At 49.4% G+C, this 15,780-nt stretch carries 12 protein-coding genes and 5 tRNA genes; 7 read left to right on the forward strand and 10 right to left on the reverse strand.

The window, feature by feature from the left end:
* Positions 1 to 4 precede the first annotated feature (4 nt).
* Together ABUE20_RS04485 and cra are read right to left on the reverse strand one after the other, a co-directional pair.
* Entirely contained in the window at positions 5 to 928 is a 924-nt protein-coding gene (locus ABUE20_RS04485) for an exo-alpha-sialidase (protein WP_408618648.1), read from the reverse strand.
* On the reverse strand, positions 925 to 1,953 hold the full coding sequence (gene cra / locus ABUE20_RS04490) for a catabolite repressor/activator (protein ID WP_408618649.1): 1,029 nt from the start codon (positions 1,951 to 1,953) through the stop codon (positions 925 to 927). The genes ABUE20_RS04485 and cra overlap by 4 nt, the downstream gene beginning before the upstream one ends.
* A 249-nt stretch (positions 1,954 to 2,202) precedes the next feature.
* Here cra and fruB point away from each other — a divergent pair, with 249 nt between their 5' ends.
* The 6 genes from fruB to ABUE20_RS04520 all read left to right on the forward strand — a co-directional run bounded on the left by fruB (position 2,203) and on the right by ABUE20_RS04520 (position 9,786).
* Positions 2,203 to 3,342, forward strand: a complete 1,140-nt coding sequence (gene fruB / locus ABUE20_RS04495) for a fused PTS fructose transporter subunit IIA/HPr protein (protein ID WP_408618650.1) — start codon at positions 2,203 to 2,205, stop codon at positions 3,340 to 3,342.
* Positions 3,339 to 4,277, forward strand: a complete 939-nt coding sequence (gene pfkB, locus ABUE20_RS04500; protein WP_408618651.1) for a 1-phosphofructokinase — start codon at positions 3,339 to 3,341, stop codon at positions 4,275 to 4,277. Before fruB ends, pfkB begins: the two co-directional genes overlap by 4 nt.
* Before the next feature lie 10 nt (positions 4,278 to 4,287).
* Positions 4,288 to 6,048 carry a PTS fructose-like transporter subunit IIB gene (locus ABUE20_RS04505; RefSeq protein ID WP_408618652.1) on the forward strand — a complete coding sequence of 587 codons (1,761 nt, stop codon included), beginning with the start codon at positions 4,288 to 4,290 and terminating at the stop codon, positions 6,046 to 6,048.
* 429 nt (positions 6,049 to 6,477) lie between these two features.
* Complete coding sequence (locus tag ABUE20_RS04510; RefSeq protein ID WP_408618653.1) at positions 6,478 to 7,929, forward strand: SLC13 family permease; 1,452 nt, start codon at positions 6,478 to 6,480, stop codon at positions 7,927 to 7,929.
* Between the two features lie 61 nt (positions 7,930 to 7,990).
* The gene (locus ABUE20_RS04515) at positions 7,991 to 9,190 is read left to right on the forward strand and encodes a multidrug effflux MFS transporter (protein WP_408618654.1); all 1,200 of its coding nucleotides are present in this window, start codon (positions 7,991 to 7,993) and stop codon (positions 9,188 to 9,190) included.
* A 74-nt stretch (positions 9,191 to 9,264) separates the two neighbouring features.
* On the forward strand, positions 9,265 to 9,786 hold the full coding sequence (locus ABUE20_RS04520; protein ID WP_408618655.1) for a heme NO-binding domain-containing protein: 522 nt from the start codon (positions 9,265 to 9,267) through the stop codon (positions 9,784 to 9,786).
* A 57-nt stretch (positions 9,787 to 9,843) separates the two neighbouring features.
* Here the strand turns inward: ABUE20_RS04520 and ABUE20_RS04525 are convergent.
* The 7 genes from ABUE20_RS04525 to ABUE20_RS04555 form a co-directional block, all read right to left on the reverse strand.
* A tRNA-Pro gene (locus ABUE20_RS04525) sits at positions 9,844 to 9,920 on the reverse strand.
* 93 nt (positions 9,921 to 10,013) lie between these two features.
* Positions 10,014 to 10,090 (reverse strand) — tRNA-Pro (locus ABUE20_RS04530).
* A 40-nt stretch (positions 10,091 to 10,130) separates the two neighbouring features.
* Positions 10,131 to 10,217: transfer RNA gene (locus ABUE20_RS04535), tRNA-Leu, on the reverse strand.
* 3 nt (positions 10,218 to 10,220) lie between these two features.
* Positions 10,221 to 10,296: transfer RNA gene (locus ABUE20_RS04540), tRNA-His, on the reverse strand.
* A gap of 41 nt (positions 10,297 to 10,337) precedes the next feature.
* Positions 10,338 to 10,414, reverse strand: a tRNA-Arg gene (locus tag ABUE20_RS04545).
* A 193-nt stretch (positions 10,415 to 10,607) separates the two neighbouring features.
* Complete coding sequence (locus ABUE20_RS04550; protein ID WP_408618656.1) at positions 10,608 to 11,570, reverse strand: aldo/keto reductase; 963 nt, start codon at positions 11,568 to 11,570, stop codon at positions 10,608 to 10,610.
* Between the two features lie 80 nt (positions 11,571 to 11,650).
* On the reverse strand, positions 11,651 to 12,547 hold the full coding sequence (locus ABUE20_RS04555; protein WP_408618657.1) for a DMT family transporter: 897 nt from the start codon (positions 12,545 to 12,547) through the stop codon (positions 11,651 to 11,653).
* A gap of 95 nt (positions 12,548 to 12,642) precedes the next feature.
* On the opposite strand from ABUE20_RS04555, the gene ABUE20_RS04560 reads away from it, so the two are divergent.
* Positions 12,643 to 13,551: a LysR family transcriptional regulator gene (locus ABUE20_RS04560; protein WP_408618658.1), complete on the forward strand. Its 909-nt coding sequence runs from the start codon at positions 12,643 to 12,645 to the stop codon at positions 13,549 to 13,551.
* Between the two features lie 34 nt (positions 13,552 to 13,585).
* On the opposite strand, the gene ABUE20_RS04565 is transcribed toward ABUE20_RS04560, so the two are convergent.
* Positions 13,586 to 15,490 carry an asparagine synthase-related protein gene (locus tag ABUE20_RS04565; RefSeq protein ID WP_408618659.1) on the reverse strand — a complete coding sequence of 635 codons (1,905 nt, stop codon included), beginning with the start codon at positions 15,488 to 15,490 and terminating at the stop codon, positions 13,586 to 13,588.
* Positions 15,491 to 15,780: the final 290 nt, after the last annotated feature.

The raw sequence follows: 15,780 nt of genomic DNA on the forward strand, positions 1-15,780 counted from the left end.
TGTCCTAACCGTTTTCCACCGCCACTTCAGCGACATAAATAGCACTGCTGCCTTCATGGGATGAATAATAACTAATCAGCAACTGCGTCGGTGATTGCCAGATAACACCGGCATAGCTGGTATCTCCCGCAGAAGGGAGCGTCAGGAGTTCCCGAATCGAAGCATTATCCGGATCGATCTGACACACACTGGTTCTGGCAGGATCATAGAGCCGCACCACCGCCAAAAGTTGATCATCTGGCGTTAAAGTCAGTACCGGTCCCCCAATCGCCTGATCCAATTCTTGCCAGAACCAGTTGCGATACGGCGGCTGAGAGTGCCCTAGTAATGCATGTCCGTTATCGGCATCTCGGCGTAGCAAACAATAACCGACTCCGCGCTGATCAATCGCTAAGCCGGTTTCATTGGGATAACCGTAACGCGCCGCCCAATCGCCCAGCGGCTGGGCATTCCACAACTGATAGTCCAGTGGGTTGCGGCTAGCCCGATATAACTGCAGTGTCTGGGGCCGACGATAACCAAAACTCAGTCCAAAATCCGCCTGCCATAAGGTCCGCCAGAGCCATACATTCGGTTCACCAATCGCCTCCGGCGCCAGCCATTGAGGCTCCTGCCAACGATAGATCAGTGACTGCAATCCTTGCGCATCAACCCGAGCACACTGCAACCACAGCTCGCCAGCATCAGTGACGACAAATTTGGGATCTCGCAGCTCTCCTGAATCCACACCGATCCGGGAATGAAACTGCCAGTTTTGCCCATCGTCACTGAGAAGAATGACCAGTTGTCCATCTTGATGATGGTGACTGGAAGCCTCTCGGTAACTGAGCCAATAACGCGATTCAAATTGACAGAGATCGGTAAATGCCAGATGTCGCTTTGGATCCTGGGCCACACAATGCACTTCGTTCAGCTGTAGTTGGATCATAACCGCACCGATGAAACCGGCAGCACTCCGGCGCTTTCTTTTTGCGACTGACGAATCACCAACTGCCGATCGACCAGTTCAACTCCCGGCTGATAATTCCCCGCCAGTGCTTGCAATGTCATTTTCATAGCGCGTTCCGCAATCAACGGCATTTGTTGGGAGAGGCCATTAATGGGATAAGGCAGAAAATCTAACAACCGGTTATCCCCAAAAGTGGCTAAACGCGTATCCCCTAAAACTTCCGGACGACGAGCCAGTACCGCCAACCCGCCTTCTAGTAAAACATAAGCCATTGTGATCACTAAATCCGGTTTCCATTTCAGTGCCTGAGTCATCAGACTTCCGCCCTGCTCAACGCTATAATGATGTCCGTAGAAACAGCGGTATTCCACATCCGGTAATAATTTATCGAGCTGATTACAAATTCCCCGTTCTCGCTCACTGGAAACCAACAACTGCGGCAATGCCCCTAAAATAGCGACTTTTTTCATTCCGGAATGAATACTGGCCCGGGTTAAGGTCGCTGCACCGTCGACATTTTCACTAATGATATTGGCAAAAATTTGATCATCCAAAATACGGTCAATGGCAATAATCGGTTTCCCGGCTGCCAATAACTTCGGATAGAACGCATTATCCGGAGCTAAACTACTGGCCACCAGCAACGCATCAACGCCTCGGGTCACCAACGTTTCAGCGAGCTGAACCTCAACTTCCGGCAGATCATCACTACAGCTGATAATCAACTGATAACCCCGTTCCCGAGCCCCTTGTTCCAGACATTTAGCCAACCGAGCATAACTGGGGTTTTCCAGATCCGGCACAATGCATCCCAAAGAGTGGCTTTCTCCGGAACGCAAATTAGCCGCAATCTGATTCGGCTTGTATTTGTACTGCTCGACCACAGCCATCACCTTGGCAACGGTTTTGGCACTGATTCGGTAATGCTGAGCCTTACCATTAATCACAGCACTGGCCGTTGTTCGGGATACTCCGGCCAGATGCGCAATCTCGTCCAACTTCATGGATAACCTCAATTTGATCCAGTTCACAACTTAAAAAAATAATGTCACGTTCGGTTGCATCTGTTGCTGACACGATTCAGCATAGCACTAATCTTTACGGCTCCAAACGGTCAGGGGCCTTTGATCTGTGATATCCCCACAGATTTTTTAAAATTTTAATACAGGTCACAAAACTACTCTTTTTAGCCGCAAGCTGAATCGTTCTAGCTATGCTTCAACCATCAGCGCGAATAACCGAAGGAACCTTGTATGCTGGAAATTCATACTCATCACATTACTTTAGGAGCCGAGGCCTCCGACAAGGTCGCCGCCATCCGACTCGTAGCAAGTAAACTGGTCGACGCTCAATTTGTCAAATCAGGTTACATCGACGGAATGCTGGCCCGCGAACAGCAATCCAGTACCTTTTTAGGAAATGGCATTGCGATTCCTCATGGCACCACCGATACCCGGGACCAAGTTGAACAAACGGGCTTACAGCTGGTTCAGTTTCCACAGGGCGTCGACTGGGGTGATGGCAACACCGTTTATTTGGCGATAGGTATCGCGGCTAAATCGGATGAACATTTGACCATTCTACGCCAGTTAACCCATGTATTGGATCAAGATGGACTCATTGAACAATTACAGTCGATCCAAAATCCACAGCAAATTGTCGATATTCTGGCCGGCAACAGTGGGCTGAAATTTTCCCCGGAAAGTATTCTATTAGATTTTCCAGCCTCCAATATCACCCAATTACAAGCCGTAGCGGCTGGTCAGCTCAAACAGACCGGGGCCATTGGCGATAATGGGATCGCCCCGTTGATGCAAACACCGCTTACTCATTTAGGTGAAGGCGTCTGGTTAAATGCTTCAACAGCCGATATAAAAGCCACTGGCGTCTGTATCGTTCGGACCCATCAGCCATTTAGCTACCAAGAACATCCTTGCCAACTGCTGATTAGCGTCGTCGCCAAAGACAATCAACATCAAGCCATTCTGGAAAAACTGACCGCATTACTCGCTCAAGGGCAACTGGCATCGCTGCTTACGGCCACAGATGAAAAAGCTATCTACGCGCTGCTCGCTGAAACATCCAGCGCTAAAGTAGCGGCTCCAGCAGCTGGCGCATTACAAGAAACCGTGATCCTGAAAAACCCACATGGTTTACATGCCCGGCCTGGGGCCATGCTGGTCAAAGCCATCAAAGAATATGATGTCAATGTCACCGTTGAAAATCTGACCGAAGGCAATGGTCCCGTCAATGGTCGCAGCTTAATGAAAGTGATTGGTCTGGGAGCTCGGCACGGTCATGAATTACGCTTCACTGCCGAAGGGGAACAAGCCCGGGAAGCCCTGGATCATATCAAGGCTCAAATTGAAGCCGGTCTGGGAGAAGAATTATGAGTGTGGTCTGTGTGACACTGAATCCAGCATTGGATTTAACCGGGCAGCTCAGTGAGCTCACTATCGATGCCGTCAATGTTGTCGATACTGCGGAGCTAACTCCCGGAGGCAAAGGAATTAACGTGGCCCGAGTGCTGGCAGATATGGGCACCCGCTCCATCGTCACCGGATGGCTTGGGACTGAAAATGCTGAACCTTTCGTACATCTATTTGAAACCATTCAGGCAGAAGATCAGTTCCTGCGCCAATACGGTCAGACCCGAACCAACGTCAAATTGGCCGAATCCAATAGCCGAGTCACCGACATCAACTTTCCCGGAATGGCCATTGACCATCAAGCCGTGCAGAAACTGGAACAAAAACTAATGGAACTGGCTGCATCGAATGAATGGTTTGTCATGGCCGGTAGTTTACCTCGGGGCGTCAGCCCAACGCTTTATCAGCGCTGGATTGATCTGCTTAATCAACAGGGTGCCAAAGTGGTATTCGATAGTTCCGGTGAAGCCTTCAGCTATGGCTTAGATGCCCAACCTTATCTGATTAAACCCAACGATATGGAACTCGCGCAATGGGCCGGACACGATCTCAATAGCGAAGATGAAATTGTGGCCGCAGCCAAGCAGCTCGTGCATAAAGGGATTACTCATGTTCTGGTTTCCCGCGGGAGTAAAGGCGTGTTATGGGTCTGCGCCGATCACGTCATCAAAGCGGCAGCGCCTAAAGTCAATGTCGTCAGTACCGTCGGAGCTGGAGATTCAATGGTCGCAGCCATGACTCATGCACTCAGTCAGGGGTGGGATGCCACGAAGGCCATCACCTATGCGACAGCCATTTCAGCGATGGCTGTTACCCAAGTGAGTGTAGGGATTCGCGATCAATCACAATTAGAGTCACTGATTCAACAAGTGCAGGTCACTCAACTGCCTAATACGTGAGGACAAAAGGATGAAATTAGCGATTATCACAGCTTGTCCAGCCGGAATTGCCACCAGTTTTATGGCAGCCAAGCGACTGGAAGAAGAAGCTAAAAAACAAGGTATTGAGGCTATCACTGAATGCCACTCCAGTGTTACCTCTGTGACACTGCTGACCACGGAACAATTGCAAAGTTGCGATAAAATTATTCTGGCACTGCCTGAATCTAGCACCGTGGACCGCTCTCGTTTGCAGGGCCTATCGGTTGTCGACACCACCATCGAAGCCATCTTAGCTGATCCAGCGGCAGTCATTGGCCTGTCCGGCACAGCTTACACTGCTCCGGTTGTTACGGCAGTTGCAACGTCCCAAAGCATCAATGTTGTGGCGGTAACCGCCTGTCCAACCGGGGTGGCTCATACCTTTATGGCCGCTGAAGCACTGGAACAAGGCGCGCAAAAACGCGGTTGGAATATCAAAGTGGAAACCCGGGGCAGTGTGGGTGCCAAAAACCAGTTAACGGCCGATGAAATTGCGGCCGCTGATTTTGTCATTCTGGCCACCGATATCGAAGTGGATCGTTCTCCGTTTAACGGCAAACGTGTTTACCACTGCGGAACCGGGGTAGCCCTGAAAAAAACGCAACAAGTACTCGATGACGCCCAAACCCAAGCCACAGTCCAAAGTGGTAGCGCGCAGAGCACTTCATCATCAGAAGACGGTGCCAAAAAAGAAAAATCAGGTCCTTATAAACATCTGTTGACCGGGGTATCCTTCATGTTACCGGTCGTCGTCGCCGGCGGCTTGCTGATCGCGCTGTCATTTCTATTTGGGGGGATCCATGCAGGGGATCACAAAGGAACCTTCGCTTGGGCTTTAAGTCAGATTGGTGGAGCCACCGCTTTTGCGTTGATGATCCCCGTTCTGGCCGGTTATATTGCCTATTCCATTGCTGATCGCCCCGGGATTGCTCCAGGAATGATTGGGGGGATGTTAGCCAGTACGCTGAACGCTGGGTTTATCGGTGGGATCATCGCCGGGTTTATCGCCGGTTATGCGGCAAAACTGCTGACCCGTTATATCAAACTGCCCACTAGTGTCGAATCACTGAAGCCTATTTTGCTGATCCCACTGCTGGCTAGTGCGATTACCGGTCTAGCGATGATTTATGTCATTGGAACGCCAACAGCGGCCATTATGGCGGCCATGACCTCATTTTTGAAACACATGGGCTCAGCCAATGCGATTCTGATGGGATTGATCTTGGGACTCATGATGTGCTTTGACTTGGGAGGTCCAATCAACAAGGCGTCCTATACTTTCGGAGTCGGCTTACTCGCATCTCAAACCGGTGGAGACGCCTCGGCGACCATGCCAATGGCGGCCATCATGGCTGCGGGGATGGTCCCACCTCTGGGCATGGGCATCGCAACCTTCATCGCGCGTCGTAAATTCACCAAACCTGAAGCAGAAGGCGGCAAAGCGGCTTTTGTGCTGGGGCTGTGCTTTATTTCTGAAGGAGCCATTCCATTTGCCGCTCGAGATCCGATGCGAGTCATTCCAATCAATATGATCGGCGGAGCCATCACCGGTGCATTATCTATGTACCTGCACTGTGAACTCCGTGCACCTCATGGTGGGATCTTCGTACTCTTGATCCCTCATGCGATTAACAATGTCTTAGCTTACTTAGCCGCCATTGTTATCGGAGCGCTAGTGACCGGCGTCCTCTATGCATTTGTTCGTAAAGCGGATATGGGAGAAACTTCCGAATCTGCACAAACCGCTTAACGAAATAGAACACCTCTCTACTCTGCTCTCATTCATGCCAGTGTTCACACTGGCATGAATTTATAACATGGCGACAATCCTTTGCCTCTTCTGCCCCAAATCCCCCTTCGATAGCTCACCGTTGCGTCTTTAAATCGTGCGCTTGGCCTTTAAATATTTCGGACTCATCCCTATTGATAAATGTGAAAAAAATGTGAACAATTCGTCATCTTTTATTTGATGTATCTTCCATACTCCTCCAGGGTTTGTTGCCCCGGAGCGGTTGAACATTCGAGCCATCAATATCAACAGCGTACCGGGCCGAGCGTTAACCTCATTGATGAGGTGCTGGAGACAACGGCCCAAGGTTCACAATTAAAGTCGACCATGACCCGAGCCGTTCCGGTCATGTCACAAGCATAAATACGCCCCTAGAAGTGAGGATCTGCTATGACTGAACAACTGTCACCCAGGATGGTACAGATTAAATGGCTAGCATTGCTAGCTGGACCTGTCGTTGTTCTAATAACTCTAATATCACCCCCTCCCTTTACCCAATTAAGCCCGGCGGCTTGGCATACCGCAGGGATTGCGACCATGATGGCCATCTGGTGGGTCAGTGAAGCGGTGCCAATTCCGGTGACCTCCTTTCTTCCGATGGTACTGGCTCCCCTACTAGGGGTCAGCTCAATCAAAGTCGCCACGGCCTCATTTGCCCACCCGCTGATTTTCCTGTTTCTCGGCGGTTTTATCCTAAGTTTAGCAATGGAACGCTGGAATCTGCATCGCCGAATTGCCCTGTTAACGCTACTCGCCGTTGGCACCAAACCTAGCCATCAAATCGGTGGCATTATGCTGATCACAGCGTTTTTAAGTATGTGGATGAGTAATACGGCCACCGCCGTGATGATGCTACCGATCGGAATGTCGATTATCACCATGCGTGAGCAGCAACAACCTCATCCCGGATTTGCTTCAGCACTCTTACTGGGCATTGCCTATTCCGCCAGTATCGGTGGACTGGGGACCTTAATTGGAACGCCACCCAACGCGCTCCTTGCGGCTTACTTATCGGATAATTACCAGATTGAACTCGGATTCAGTCATTGGATGATGGTCGGGGTCCCACTGGCCGTAGTCATGCTATTTCTCACTTGGTTTTGGCTGACTCAAATCAATTTTAAAATGCCTAAAGATGCCCATGAAGACTCCGCAGCGGCCTTAAAAACACAACTTCAAAAAATGGGACCGATGAGTATTGCTGAAATTTATATCGCGATTATTTTCGCCGCAGCGGCCTTAAGCTGGATGTTCCGACCATTATTAGTCAAATGGACCGGAATCGAGATCAGTGATACCGGTATCGCGATGCTGGCTGCGGTACTGTTATTTATCATCCCCATCGATATCAAACAAAATACCCGGATTATCGATTGGGAGGTTGCGAAAAAAGTTCCGTGGGGCGTACTCATGTTATTCGGAGGCGGGCTGAGTTTGGCCGCTCTGATTAAAAGCTCCGGACTGGCTGATTTTATCGGGCAAAGTCTGGCAGGAACGCAGCATTTACCGATTCTTATCGTGGTTTTAATCGTTACAACCGCGATTATATTTTTAACTGAAATCACCAGTAATACCGCGACGGCTGCGGGGTTTCTGCCGTTACTAGGCCCCATTGGTCTAGCCATGCATACCAGTCCAATGACGATTGCTATTCCTGCTGCACTGGCAGCCAGTTGCGCCTTTATGATGCCGGTGGCTACACCGCCCAATAGTGTGGTCTTTGCCTCGGGACAGCTGCGGATTAAAGAAATGATCGTGGCCGGTTTTGTTTTAAACCTAATCGGTATTATTCTAATTACTATCTTTGGCTATTGGCTAGCCAGTCTGGTCTTTATCCACTAACCCTTTTAAACGGCCATGAACCCATGGCCGTCTTTATTTTAAGTCGTTCCGGGAGTCATATTTGCAGCATCCAGCGTCACTGAAAACTCACCATCGCTTTGCGGCGCTCATGGCACTGATTGCCGCCTGTGGCCCATTTGCATTGGACTCATATCTGCCCGGGATCCCTTATATGGCACGCGATCTGGGCGTCTCTCCCGATAAAATTGCTACCACCGTCAGTATCTTTGTCCTGGGGCTGGCGCTCGGACAATTGATCGGCGGCCCCCTTTCGGATCGTTTTGGTCGCAAAACCATGATCCTGATGGGACTATCGATCTATAGTTGCAGTTGTCTTGTCATGTCACAAACGCATCAATTGACGGTCATTCAAATAGGACGATTCATTCAGGCTTTAGGCGGTGGTTTTGCTTTTGTCTGTGTTCCGGCATTAATCCGGGATCGAGCCAGTGGTGCGGAAGCCGCTAAGCTGTTTGCGCTCGTAGGACTCATCATGGTGGCCGCACCGGCTCTAGCCCCTGCATTTGGCACGCTATTAATCACTCTGGGCAATTGGCAAAGCGTTTTTTATTTTATGGTCGGCTACCCACTGATCGTGATCATCATGGTGACCAAATTTATTACCGCCCCAGCGACTCCGTCTTCTGCTGATTCCATCAGTGCACTCGCTCGTTATCGGCATGTCATGCAAATCAAACCCGCCTATCGCTATCTGATTGCTCAAGCGCTCATCTTTAGTCAAATGATGGTCTTTATCGCCAATGCTTCGTTTATTTATCAACAGTATTACCAGCTGGCTGATCACTGGTTTGCCCTGCTGTTTGCCGCGAACATCATTCTGATGGCACTGACCAACCGCCTCAATGCCTGCCGTTTAAACCACTATTCACCCAATAAATTGCTCAGACAAGGCACTCGCATCCAATTGCTGGCTGTTCTTGGATTAACCCTCGCGACCGGATTGGGCCACCCGCTCTGGGCTATTGCGACCGGGATCATCATCACCATCGGTATGCAGGGTGCCATTATGCCTAATATTAGTGCGGTATATATGAGCCACTTCAAACAGCATACCGGTGCCGCATCGGCCTTAATGGGCGCGACTAATTTTATCTGTGGGGCCCTCTTTAGCGCGATTTCGACCTGGTTATTTAATGGTGGCCTGTGGCCGGTGACCCTAACGATACTGACCCTATCCGTCAGCGCCAATCTACTGCTACACTGGAAAATGCCACACACCATGGCCCATCCACTGGATTAATCTTCACTGCAACGCTGTACTTTTTAGCCATCAATGACCATAGTAAATAGGTGGTTTTTACTGGAGAAAGCTAAATGATGGCGATGATTGAGCCAGTCAAAACATTTTTACAACGCCAGTTTCGGGCCGAATCAGGGCTTGATGAGCTGTTAGCCATGGATGCAGCAGAACTCAGCAGTCACTATGAACATCCGGTTCAACTTATTGACCGCATCGCTCATCAGCTCCATCAGGACAGTGTTTCGTTACAACGACGTTTTGGCGAGCAGATCTTCGAATATTTGCTTTACGAAAAACCCGACCTATTTGACAACAGTAGCAACTGTTTTGAAATGTTTTTGCATCCGGATACCCCTCTGCAACTTGAAATAGCCGAGCTATATCATGACCATGAACCGCCTCGCTTTACGATTTTGCAGATGCAAGACAATCTATTGGTGATGGATTATCAATCCTCAATGCCCTTCGCCCATGTCTGTCATGGCTTTTTACAGGCCTGTGCGGCTCATTTTGGGCAAACACTCGGGATCCGTCAGCAGCTCATCAACGGGGCGTTAAATCATGCCCGGTTTCATCTGACATGTACCATCAACTGAACCCATGATAAAAAACGATTTATAAAGCAGAAATGAAATAGAAACTTCAATGAAGAGTGGTCGGTGAAGAGGGATTCGAACCCCCGACCCTCTGGTCCCAAACCAGATGCGCTACCAAACTGCGCTATTCACCGACGAAGAAATAGCATTCCTAATCACACAAAAGCCCATGAACTTTCCCGTAAAGCTCACTGACACATTCAAGGGATTAAAACGCTTTAAAGAAGTGGTCGGTGAAGAGGGATTCGAACCCCCGACCCTCTGGTCCCAAACCAGATGCGCTACCAAACTGCGCTATTCACCGACAAGTATTACTTCCTAATTCATATTCTAAAAGAAGAATATGGTGCGAAGGGGGGGACTTGAACCCCCACAGCCGTAAGGCCACTAGCACCTGAAGCTAGCGTGTCTACCAATTTCACCACCTTCGCAAGTGGGGTGAGTGATGGGATTTGAACCCACGACAACCGGAATCACAATCCGGGGCTCTACCAACTGAGCTACACCCACCATCATTATGTTTTTGCTAACGTTTTAGCGTTCGCGTTGCCTGGCGCACCCGAGAGGATTCGAACCTCTGACCTTTGGCTCCGGAGGCCAACGCTCTATCCAGCTGAGCTACGGGTGCTCAATGCTGGCGGAGGCGTATATTATGCACTTGGGCCCCTTGTGTCTACACTTTTTTTTAAAAAAAATTCTGATCGCACAAAAATTACCCCATTTGCGGCTAAATTAGCGAGCTGGCACTGAATTTACTGATGATCCAGTGCCACTGAAGACGATTTCACCGCAACCGTAAACCGTCCTCACAAACCGCTAATTTAAGGGATATGATGTCCCCGAATATCCGTGAACAACTGATACCACTGTTCACGGGACAATGAAACATCTACGGCTTTAGCACAAGCCCGGATCCGTTGTTCATTCATCGTCCCAATAACGGGCTGAATCCCAATCGGAAGACGCATCAACCACGCCAGCAAGATAGTTTCCCGCTCGCATCCAAACTGACGGGCGTACTGATCGATATGCTCCTGAGCCATCGCCACCTTAGCCTCGGTCGCCGGTCGACCAAACACACCTTTCGCCAAAGGACTCCAGGCCTGAAGCTGCACATTCTGCTCAGCACAATACTCGATAAGTCCTTCACTAAAATGAACGGACTGACCCTGATGATCGTTCACTGTAACCATCGATTCGACAAAATCACAATGCAGCAGATTCAGCTCCATCTGATTGACAACCAACGGCTGATCCAGATAACGCTGTAAAAATTGCAGCTGATGGTGATTCATATTCGATACCCCAAAATGTCGCACCTTCCCCGCAGCAGCCAGCTGCTCAAAGGCCCGTGCGACCTCTTCAGGTTCCATCAGCGGATCAGGCCGATGCAACAACAAGATATCCAGATAACCGCATCCTAAACGCCGCAGAGAACCATTGACGCTATCGATAATATGCTGATAGCTAAAATCATACCGTTGCGGCCCTTCTTGATCGGCGAACCGGATCCCGCACTTAGACTGAATATAGATTTGTTCACGAAGCTGAGGCTGAGTGGCTAAAATTTCCCCGAAAATTTGCTCAGATTTCCCATTGCAATAGATATCAGCATGATCAAAGAAATTGATCCCTTCCTCTAGTGCCACTTCAATGCAATGGTGCGCCTGTTTCAACTCTGCTGCCGTATATCCCAATCCATCCCATTGTCCCCCCAACCCCATACAACCAAAGGCAATCGGGCTGGCATCGGACAGAACCGTCGTCATCGCAAGCGTCTGCATGTGTTTCTCCCGAGATTAATAAAAGCGGAAACATAGCTTAACGAAATACGGAACCAGAAACTGGCGCAATGATCATAACTTCAGGATCGACTCGCAACCGATTTAGCTGAGGATGACTTCCGACCTTTGCCCCACTGATTTAAACCGACAGCCCCCAGAATCAAAACCAGCGCCCACAAGGCTGAATGCGGGGGACGTTCACTCAACAGCCAGCTTCCGAGTAAAAAACCAATCACCGGCACCAGATAATTACTCATGGAGGCGAATGTCGGCCCGCTTAAACGGATCAACATCATAAAGACAAAATAGCCTAAACCGGTCGAGAAAATCCCCAACATCAGCAGTGCTAGTAGCGATTGGGTCGAGACCGCCTCCGGAATAACCGGCGCACCAAACAATGTGACGACCATAAGTTGCAATGCCGATGCCGTCAGCACATTACGAGCGACCAACAGCGGATGTTCACAGCCAAACCGTTTGACCAACAACATGCCCATCGCATAGCACCCGGCACTGATTAAAATCAACACGAGCGGTAACCAGGATAAATCCCCCGTCACCCCAGTCAGTTGCGGCGCAAACAGAACAAAAATACCCGCAAAGCCTAAAATCACACTGAATAAAGCGATTAGCGTTAACGCTTCCCCAATCACAAGCGGAGCAAAAAGTAGCGTCAATAGCGGAATCATCCCCATAATCACCGCAGAGACGGAGCTATCAACCTGTTTTTGTGCCCAGGCGAGCAATAAGAATGGAATCGTAGCATCGACTAACGCGATCAGAGCATAAACCGGCCAGAAATGCGCATTCCCTTTTAGTCTCAGCAATCGACATAATAGCCATAGCGTCATAGCACCGGCCAGCGCCCGCCCCATCGCAACCCAAGTATCAGGGATCTCAGTGACCGCCTGACGCATAAACACAAACTGGGTTCCCCAGAGCAATCCGATGGTGACTAAGTACAGGTATTTACGCATAACGACTCCAACTCAAACGTAGGGGGCGAGTCTACGCATCTTGACAGCATAAATAAAATGAATCATATGTATAAATTTATAAATGAGACGAATATATGGATCTGCAGCGAATCGATTTCAATCTGCTCAAAGTCTTCCGCCAATTGATGCAAGAACGTCAGGTCTCCCGAGCGGCGGCACGCCTGCATCTATCTCAACCTGCGGTCAGCCATGCCTTAAAACGATTACGCACCCTGTTTGAAGATCCGTTGTTTATTGCAACCGGGCGAGAAATGGCCCCAACCCCCATTGCCGAGCAACTATCCCGTACTATCGAACAAGTCTGGCAAACCTTGGAATCCGGATTCTCCAGTCTGGAACCCTTTAATTCCCAACGTAGTCAACGCACCTTTCGTTTCGCGGTCAGTGGCTCGATTGAGTATGCACTCATAGAACCCATCTATCGTGCTCTGGGTGCAGCCGGTAGCGGGTTGAAATTGGAATGTATCGAACTCACCCGAGATGACTATTTGCAGTCATTAGCAGAGCGGGAGATCGACATTGTCGTCGGCTTCGAAGGCAGTCATCATTTGCATCCTAAACTGATGACCGAACACTGGTTCGATGATCCACTGTACTGCCTATGTGGACCTCATACCCAAGCCACAACCACGCCTATGAACTTAGCTGACCTTATCAGTCATCCCCATATTTACACATCCAGCTGGGGACATAGCCAGACCAAAGTCGATGATTGGTTGCAGTTGCATCACCAGCAACGGGAAATTGCGCTACGTGTTCCTTCTTTTATGGCCGTTCCGCCTCTGCTGATGCAGCATTCTCTGTATGCAGTGGTGCCGCGCAGCGTCTGCCAATTTTTACAACGCGATCTCCCGATTGTCGCCCGCCCACTGCCTCAAGAACTGGATGTCAGCTACTGCTTAGCCTGGCATCCGCTCTATAAAGAAGAACCTGCATTGAACTGGTTGCTGGAACAACTGCGTGCCATTGCCCCGAAAGCCTAGTTTTGCACAACCTGGGGGCAATTCTGATGCCCCATCAATCCGATGTAACAATTTTCAGATCACGTTGCGTTGCCCAGTATCGAAAATAAGGCAGCTTCTGGTATATATTTCTAACCATCCATTGGTCATCTATACTCGCGGGTTCAAGAAGCTCCAAACGGCAATATTGACGTAACAGGGGCATCGTTTGAAAGGCCTCTTTCAAAGCCGCCAGATTCTGTTCATAATCATTTTCTCGCTGGGGGGGATGAACATCACTTTTTAAGGCCCATTGATTGCGCTGCGTCGTCAGACCTTCGATCATCCGCCGGTAATGGTACCGCTCAATCCCCTGATGAATTTTCAACTCAGAGGGCAAATTATAGGCCATTTCAACCAATGGAATATCCAGCATCGGGAAACGCATCTCGACTCGATACATCCGGGCACTTAACTCCGAATCAATCAATCGTTGCTCAACGCCGATATCAAATAACTCCCGTCGATGATGACCTTTGACATCATAAAAACGCTGATAGTGCTTCAGAAAATGGAGCAGATGCCGCCTGCCCTGATATTGCTTCGTATAATCGGCGTTTACTAAACAATGATCCGCTCGTTGCCATAATGCTCGCTCCAGCCCCGGTCGCTTCAATTTATACCAGGCATACAGCGCCGGAGAGAAATGCTTCAGCCACACATTCAGCCAGCCCTTCCACGGAACACCTCCGCGACCTCGTCGACGTTTATCTTTGAGCAACTGCTGCAACCGCCGCCACTGCCTGGCGCGAAATAGTTCGCTTTCATAAAAATCACCATAGCTCGACACACAATGATCGCCGCCCCACCCCGACAACAATACCCGACATCCTTGTCGCTGCGCCAGTTTCGAATGCCATAGCCCGCCACTCTGAAAGCAAAAACTACCGGCCATCACCTTGGCTAATCGAGAGCTTTCATGTGATGTAAATTGCTCATCATCAACCCATACCGGTTTGAGATTGGGATACATGGCCAGCATTGCTAAAATCGGCTGGTAGGTTGGCTCCCAAACGGCTTGTGTTTTTTCGGTTAGCGCCACGCACTGATAGGAAAAGGTGTAGATATCCTGCTCCGGTTTAAGCGTCGCCGCCATGCCCGTAATGCCATTGGAATCCAGCCCTTCGCTCAGCTCAGAACCTAATGGATAATCACTTTCCAAACGTAATGCTACCGCCTGCTGAAACCGAGATCTAAACTCGGCCAGCAGGGATTCATCATCGATGCCTGCCCACTGCGAGCTTTCCTGCAATGACCAATAACGCACCTGCCGGCAACCACGGCGATCAATCACCAAGTAATGTGCCGCTGGGAGCAGTTGCATGCCGCGATAGGCTGGTTTTGATACAGGCAAGTGAAAGTGGCCCAACGTTTCAATCAACCAGGACTCTTCGAGCTGTTTCTCCGGCAACCATCCAGAGCTAAAAAAAGCATTCGGTTCATTGCTCAGCATCACGCCATCATCACGCTGACTGAGCAACAATAATTTCACCCCAAATGGATCTCGAGCCGCAAAGAGTGACTGCGTTGATTCATCCCAGATCACAAAGGCAAAATCGCCCAACAGATATTTAGGGCAGTCTCGTCCCCAATGCAGGTAAGCTTGTAAAATCAATTGCCCGTCACTGAGCCATTCGCCCTGCTCTGGAGGTAACGCCAGTTGCCGATACAACTCGTTGCGATTATCCAGACGGGCATTGGCCGTAATCATCGAGCCAGTTTGAGGATCATGGTAGACAAAATCATGATAAGAATAACGGGTATTAAACAGATTGGCCTTAGCCAGCGAGCAATGGCTATCCTTTGAAAATAAATAACTACAGGCATCCGGCTGCCAGTAATCGGAGGCTGATAACATCTGTTGGATCTGAACAGGGTTGACCGGATGCTGAAACTGAAAACAGGCATGAACGGTACTCATAAATCGTATTGATATCCTTTTCGGGCTAAGAATTACGCTTTATTGATTCATCATGGCAGCAATCAATAACAGAGCGAATCATTGATTATAGATAGTTGAGGAGCCCTGTAAACAATACTCTCATTGCATTGAAAACAACCAAGATGTATCGCCTAATGTATACTGTACAGGTAAATCACCTGATCATGACCGCCTCTATATTAAATATAAAAAGAGAGATCAACGCTTCTTGAATCTCTCATGACCTTAACTAGGCGCATCACTTGAACCCAAGATGATTCATGCACAGG

Source organism: Celerinatantimonas marina, from assembly GCF_046054165.1.
Lineage (GTDB): Bacteria > Pseudomonadota > Gammaproteobacteria > Enterobacterales > Celerinatantimonadaceae > Celerinatantimonas.

Coding starts and splice junctions, on each gene's coding strand:
- ABUE20_RS04485 (WP_408618648.1), bottom strand. CDS start 928: ATGATCCAACTACAGCTGAACGAAGTGCATTGTGTGGCCCAGGATCCA.
- cra (WP_408618649.1), bottom strand. CDS start 1,953: ATGAAGTTGGACGAGATTGCGCATCTGGCCGGAGTATCCCGAACAACG.
- fruB (WP_408618650.1), top strand. CDS start 2,203: ATGCTGGAAATTCATACTCATCACATTACTTTAGGAGCCGAGGCCTCC.
- pfkB (WP_408618651.1), top strand. CDS start 3,339: ATGAGTGTGGTCTGTGTGACACTGAATCCAGCATTGGATTTAACCGGG.
- ABUE20_RS04505 (WP_408618652.1), top strand. CDS start 4,288: ATGAAATTAGCGATTATCACAGCTTGTCCAGCCGGAATTGCCACCAGT.
- ABUE20_RS04510 (WP_408618653.1), top strand. CDS start 6,478: ATGACTGAACAACTGTCACCCAGGATGGTACAGATTAAATGGCTAGCA.
- ABUE20_RS04520 (WP_408618655.1), top strand. CDS start 9,265: ATGATGGCGATGATTGAGCCAGTCAAAACATTTTTACAACGCCAGTTT.
- ABUE20_RS04550 (WP_408618656.1), bottom strand. CDS start 11,570: ATGCAGACGCTTGCGATGACGACGGTTCTGTCCGATGCCAGCCCGATT.
- ABUE20_RS04555 (WP_408618657.1), bottom strand. CDS start 12,547: ATGCGTAAATACCTGTACTTAGTCACCATCGGATTGCTCTGGGGAACC.
- ABUE20_RS04560 (WP_408618658.1), top strand. CDS start 12,643: ATGGATCTGCAGCGAATCGATTTCAATCTGCTCAAAGTCTTCCGCCAA.
- ABUE20_RS04565 (WP_408618659.1), bottom strand. CDS start 15,490: ATGAGTACCGTTCATGCCTGTTTTCAGTTTCAGCATCCGGTCAACCCT.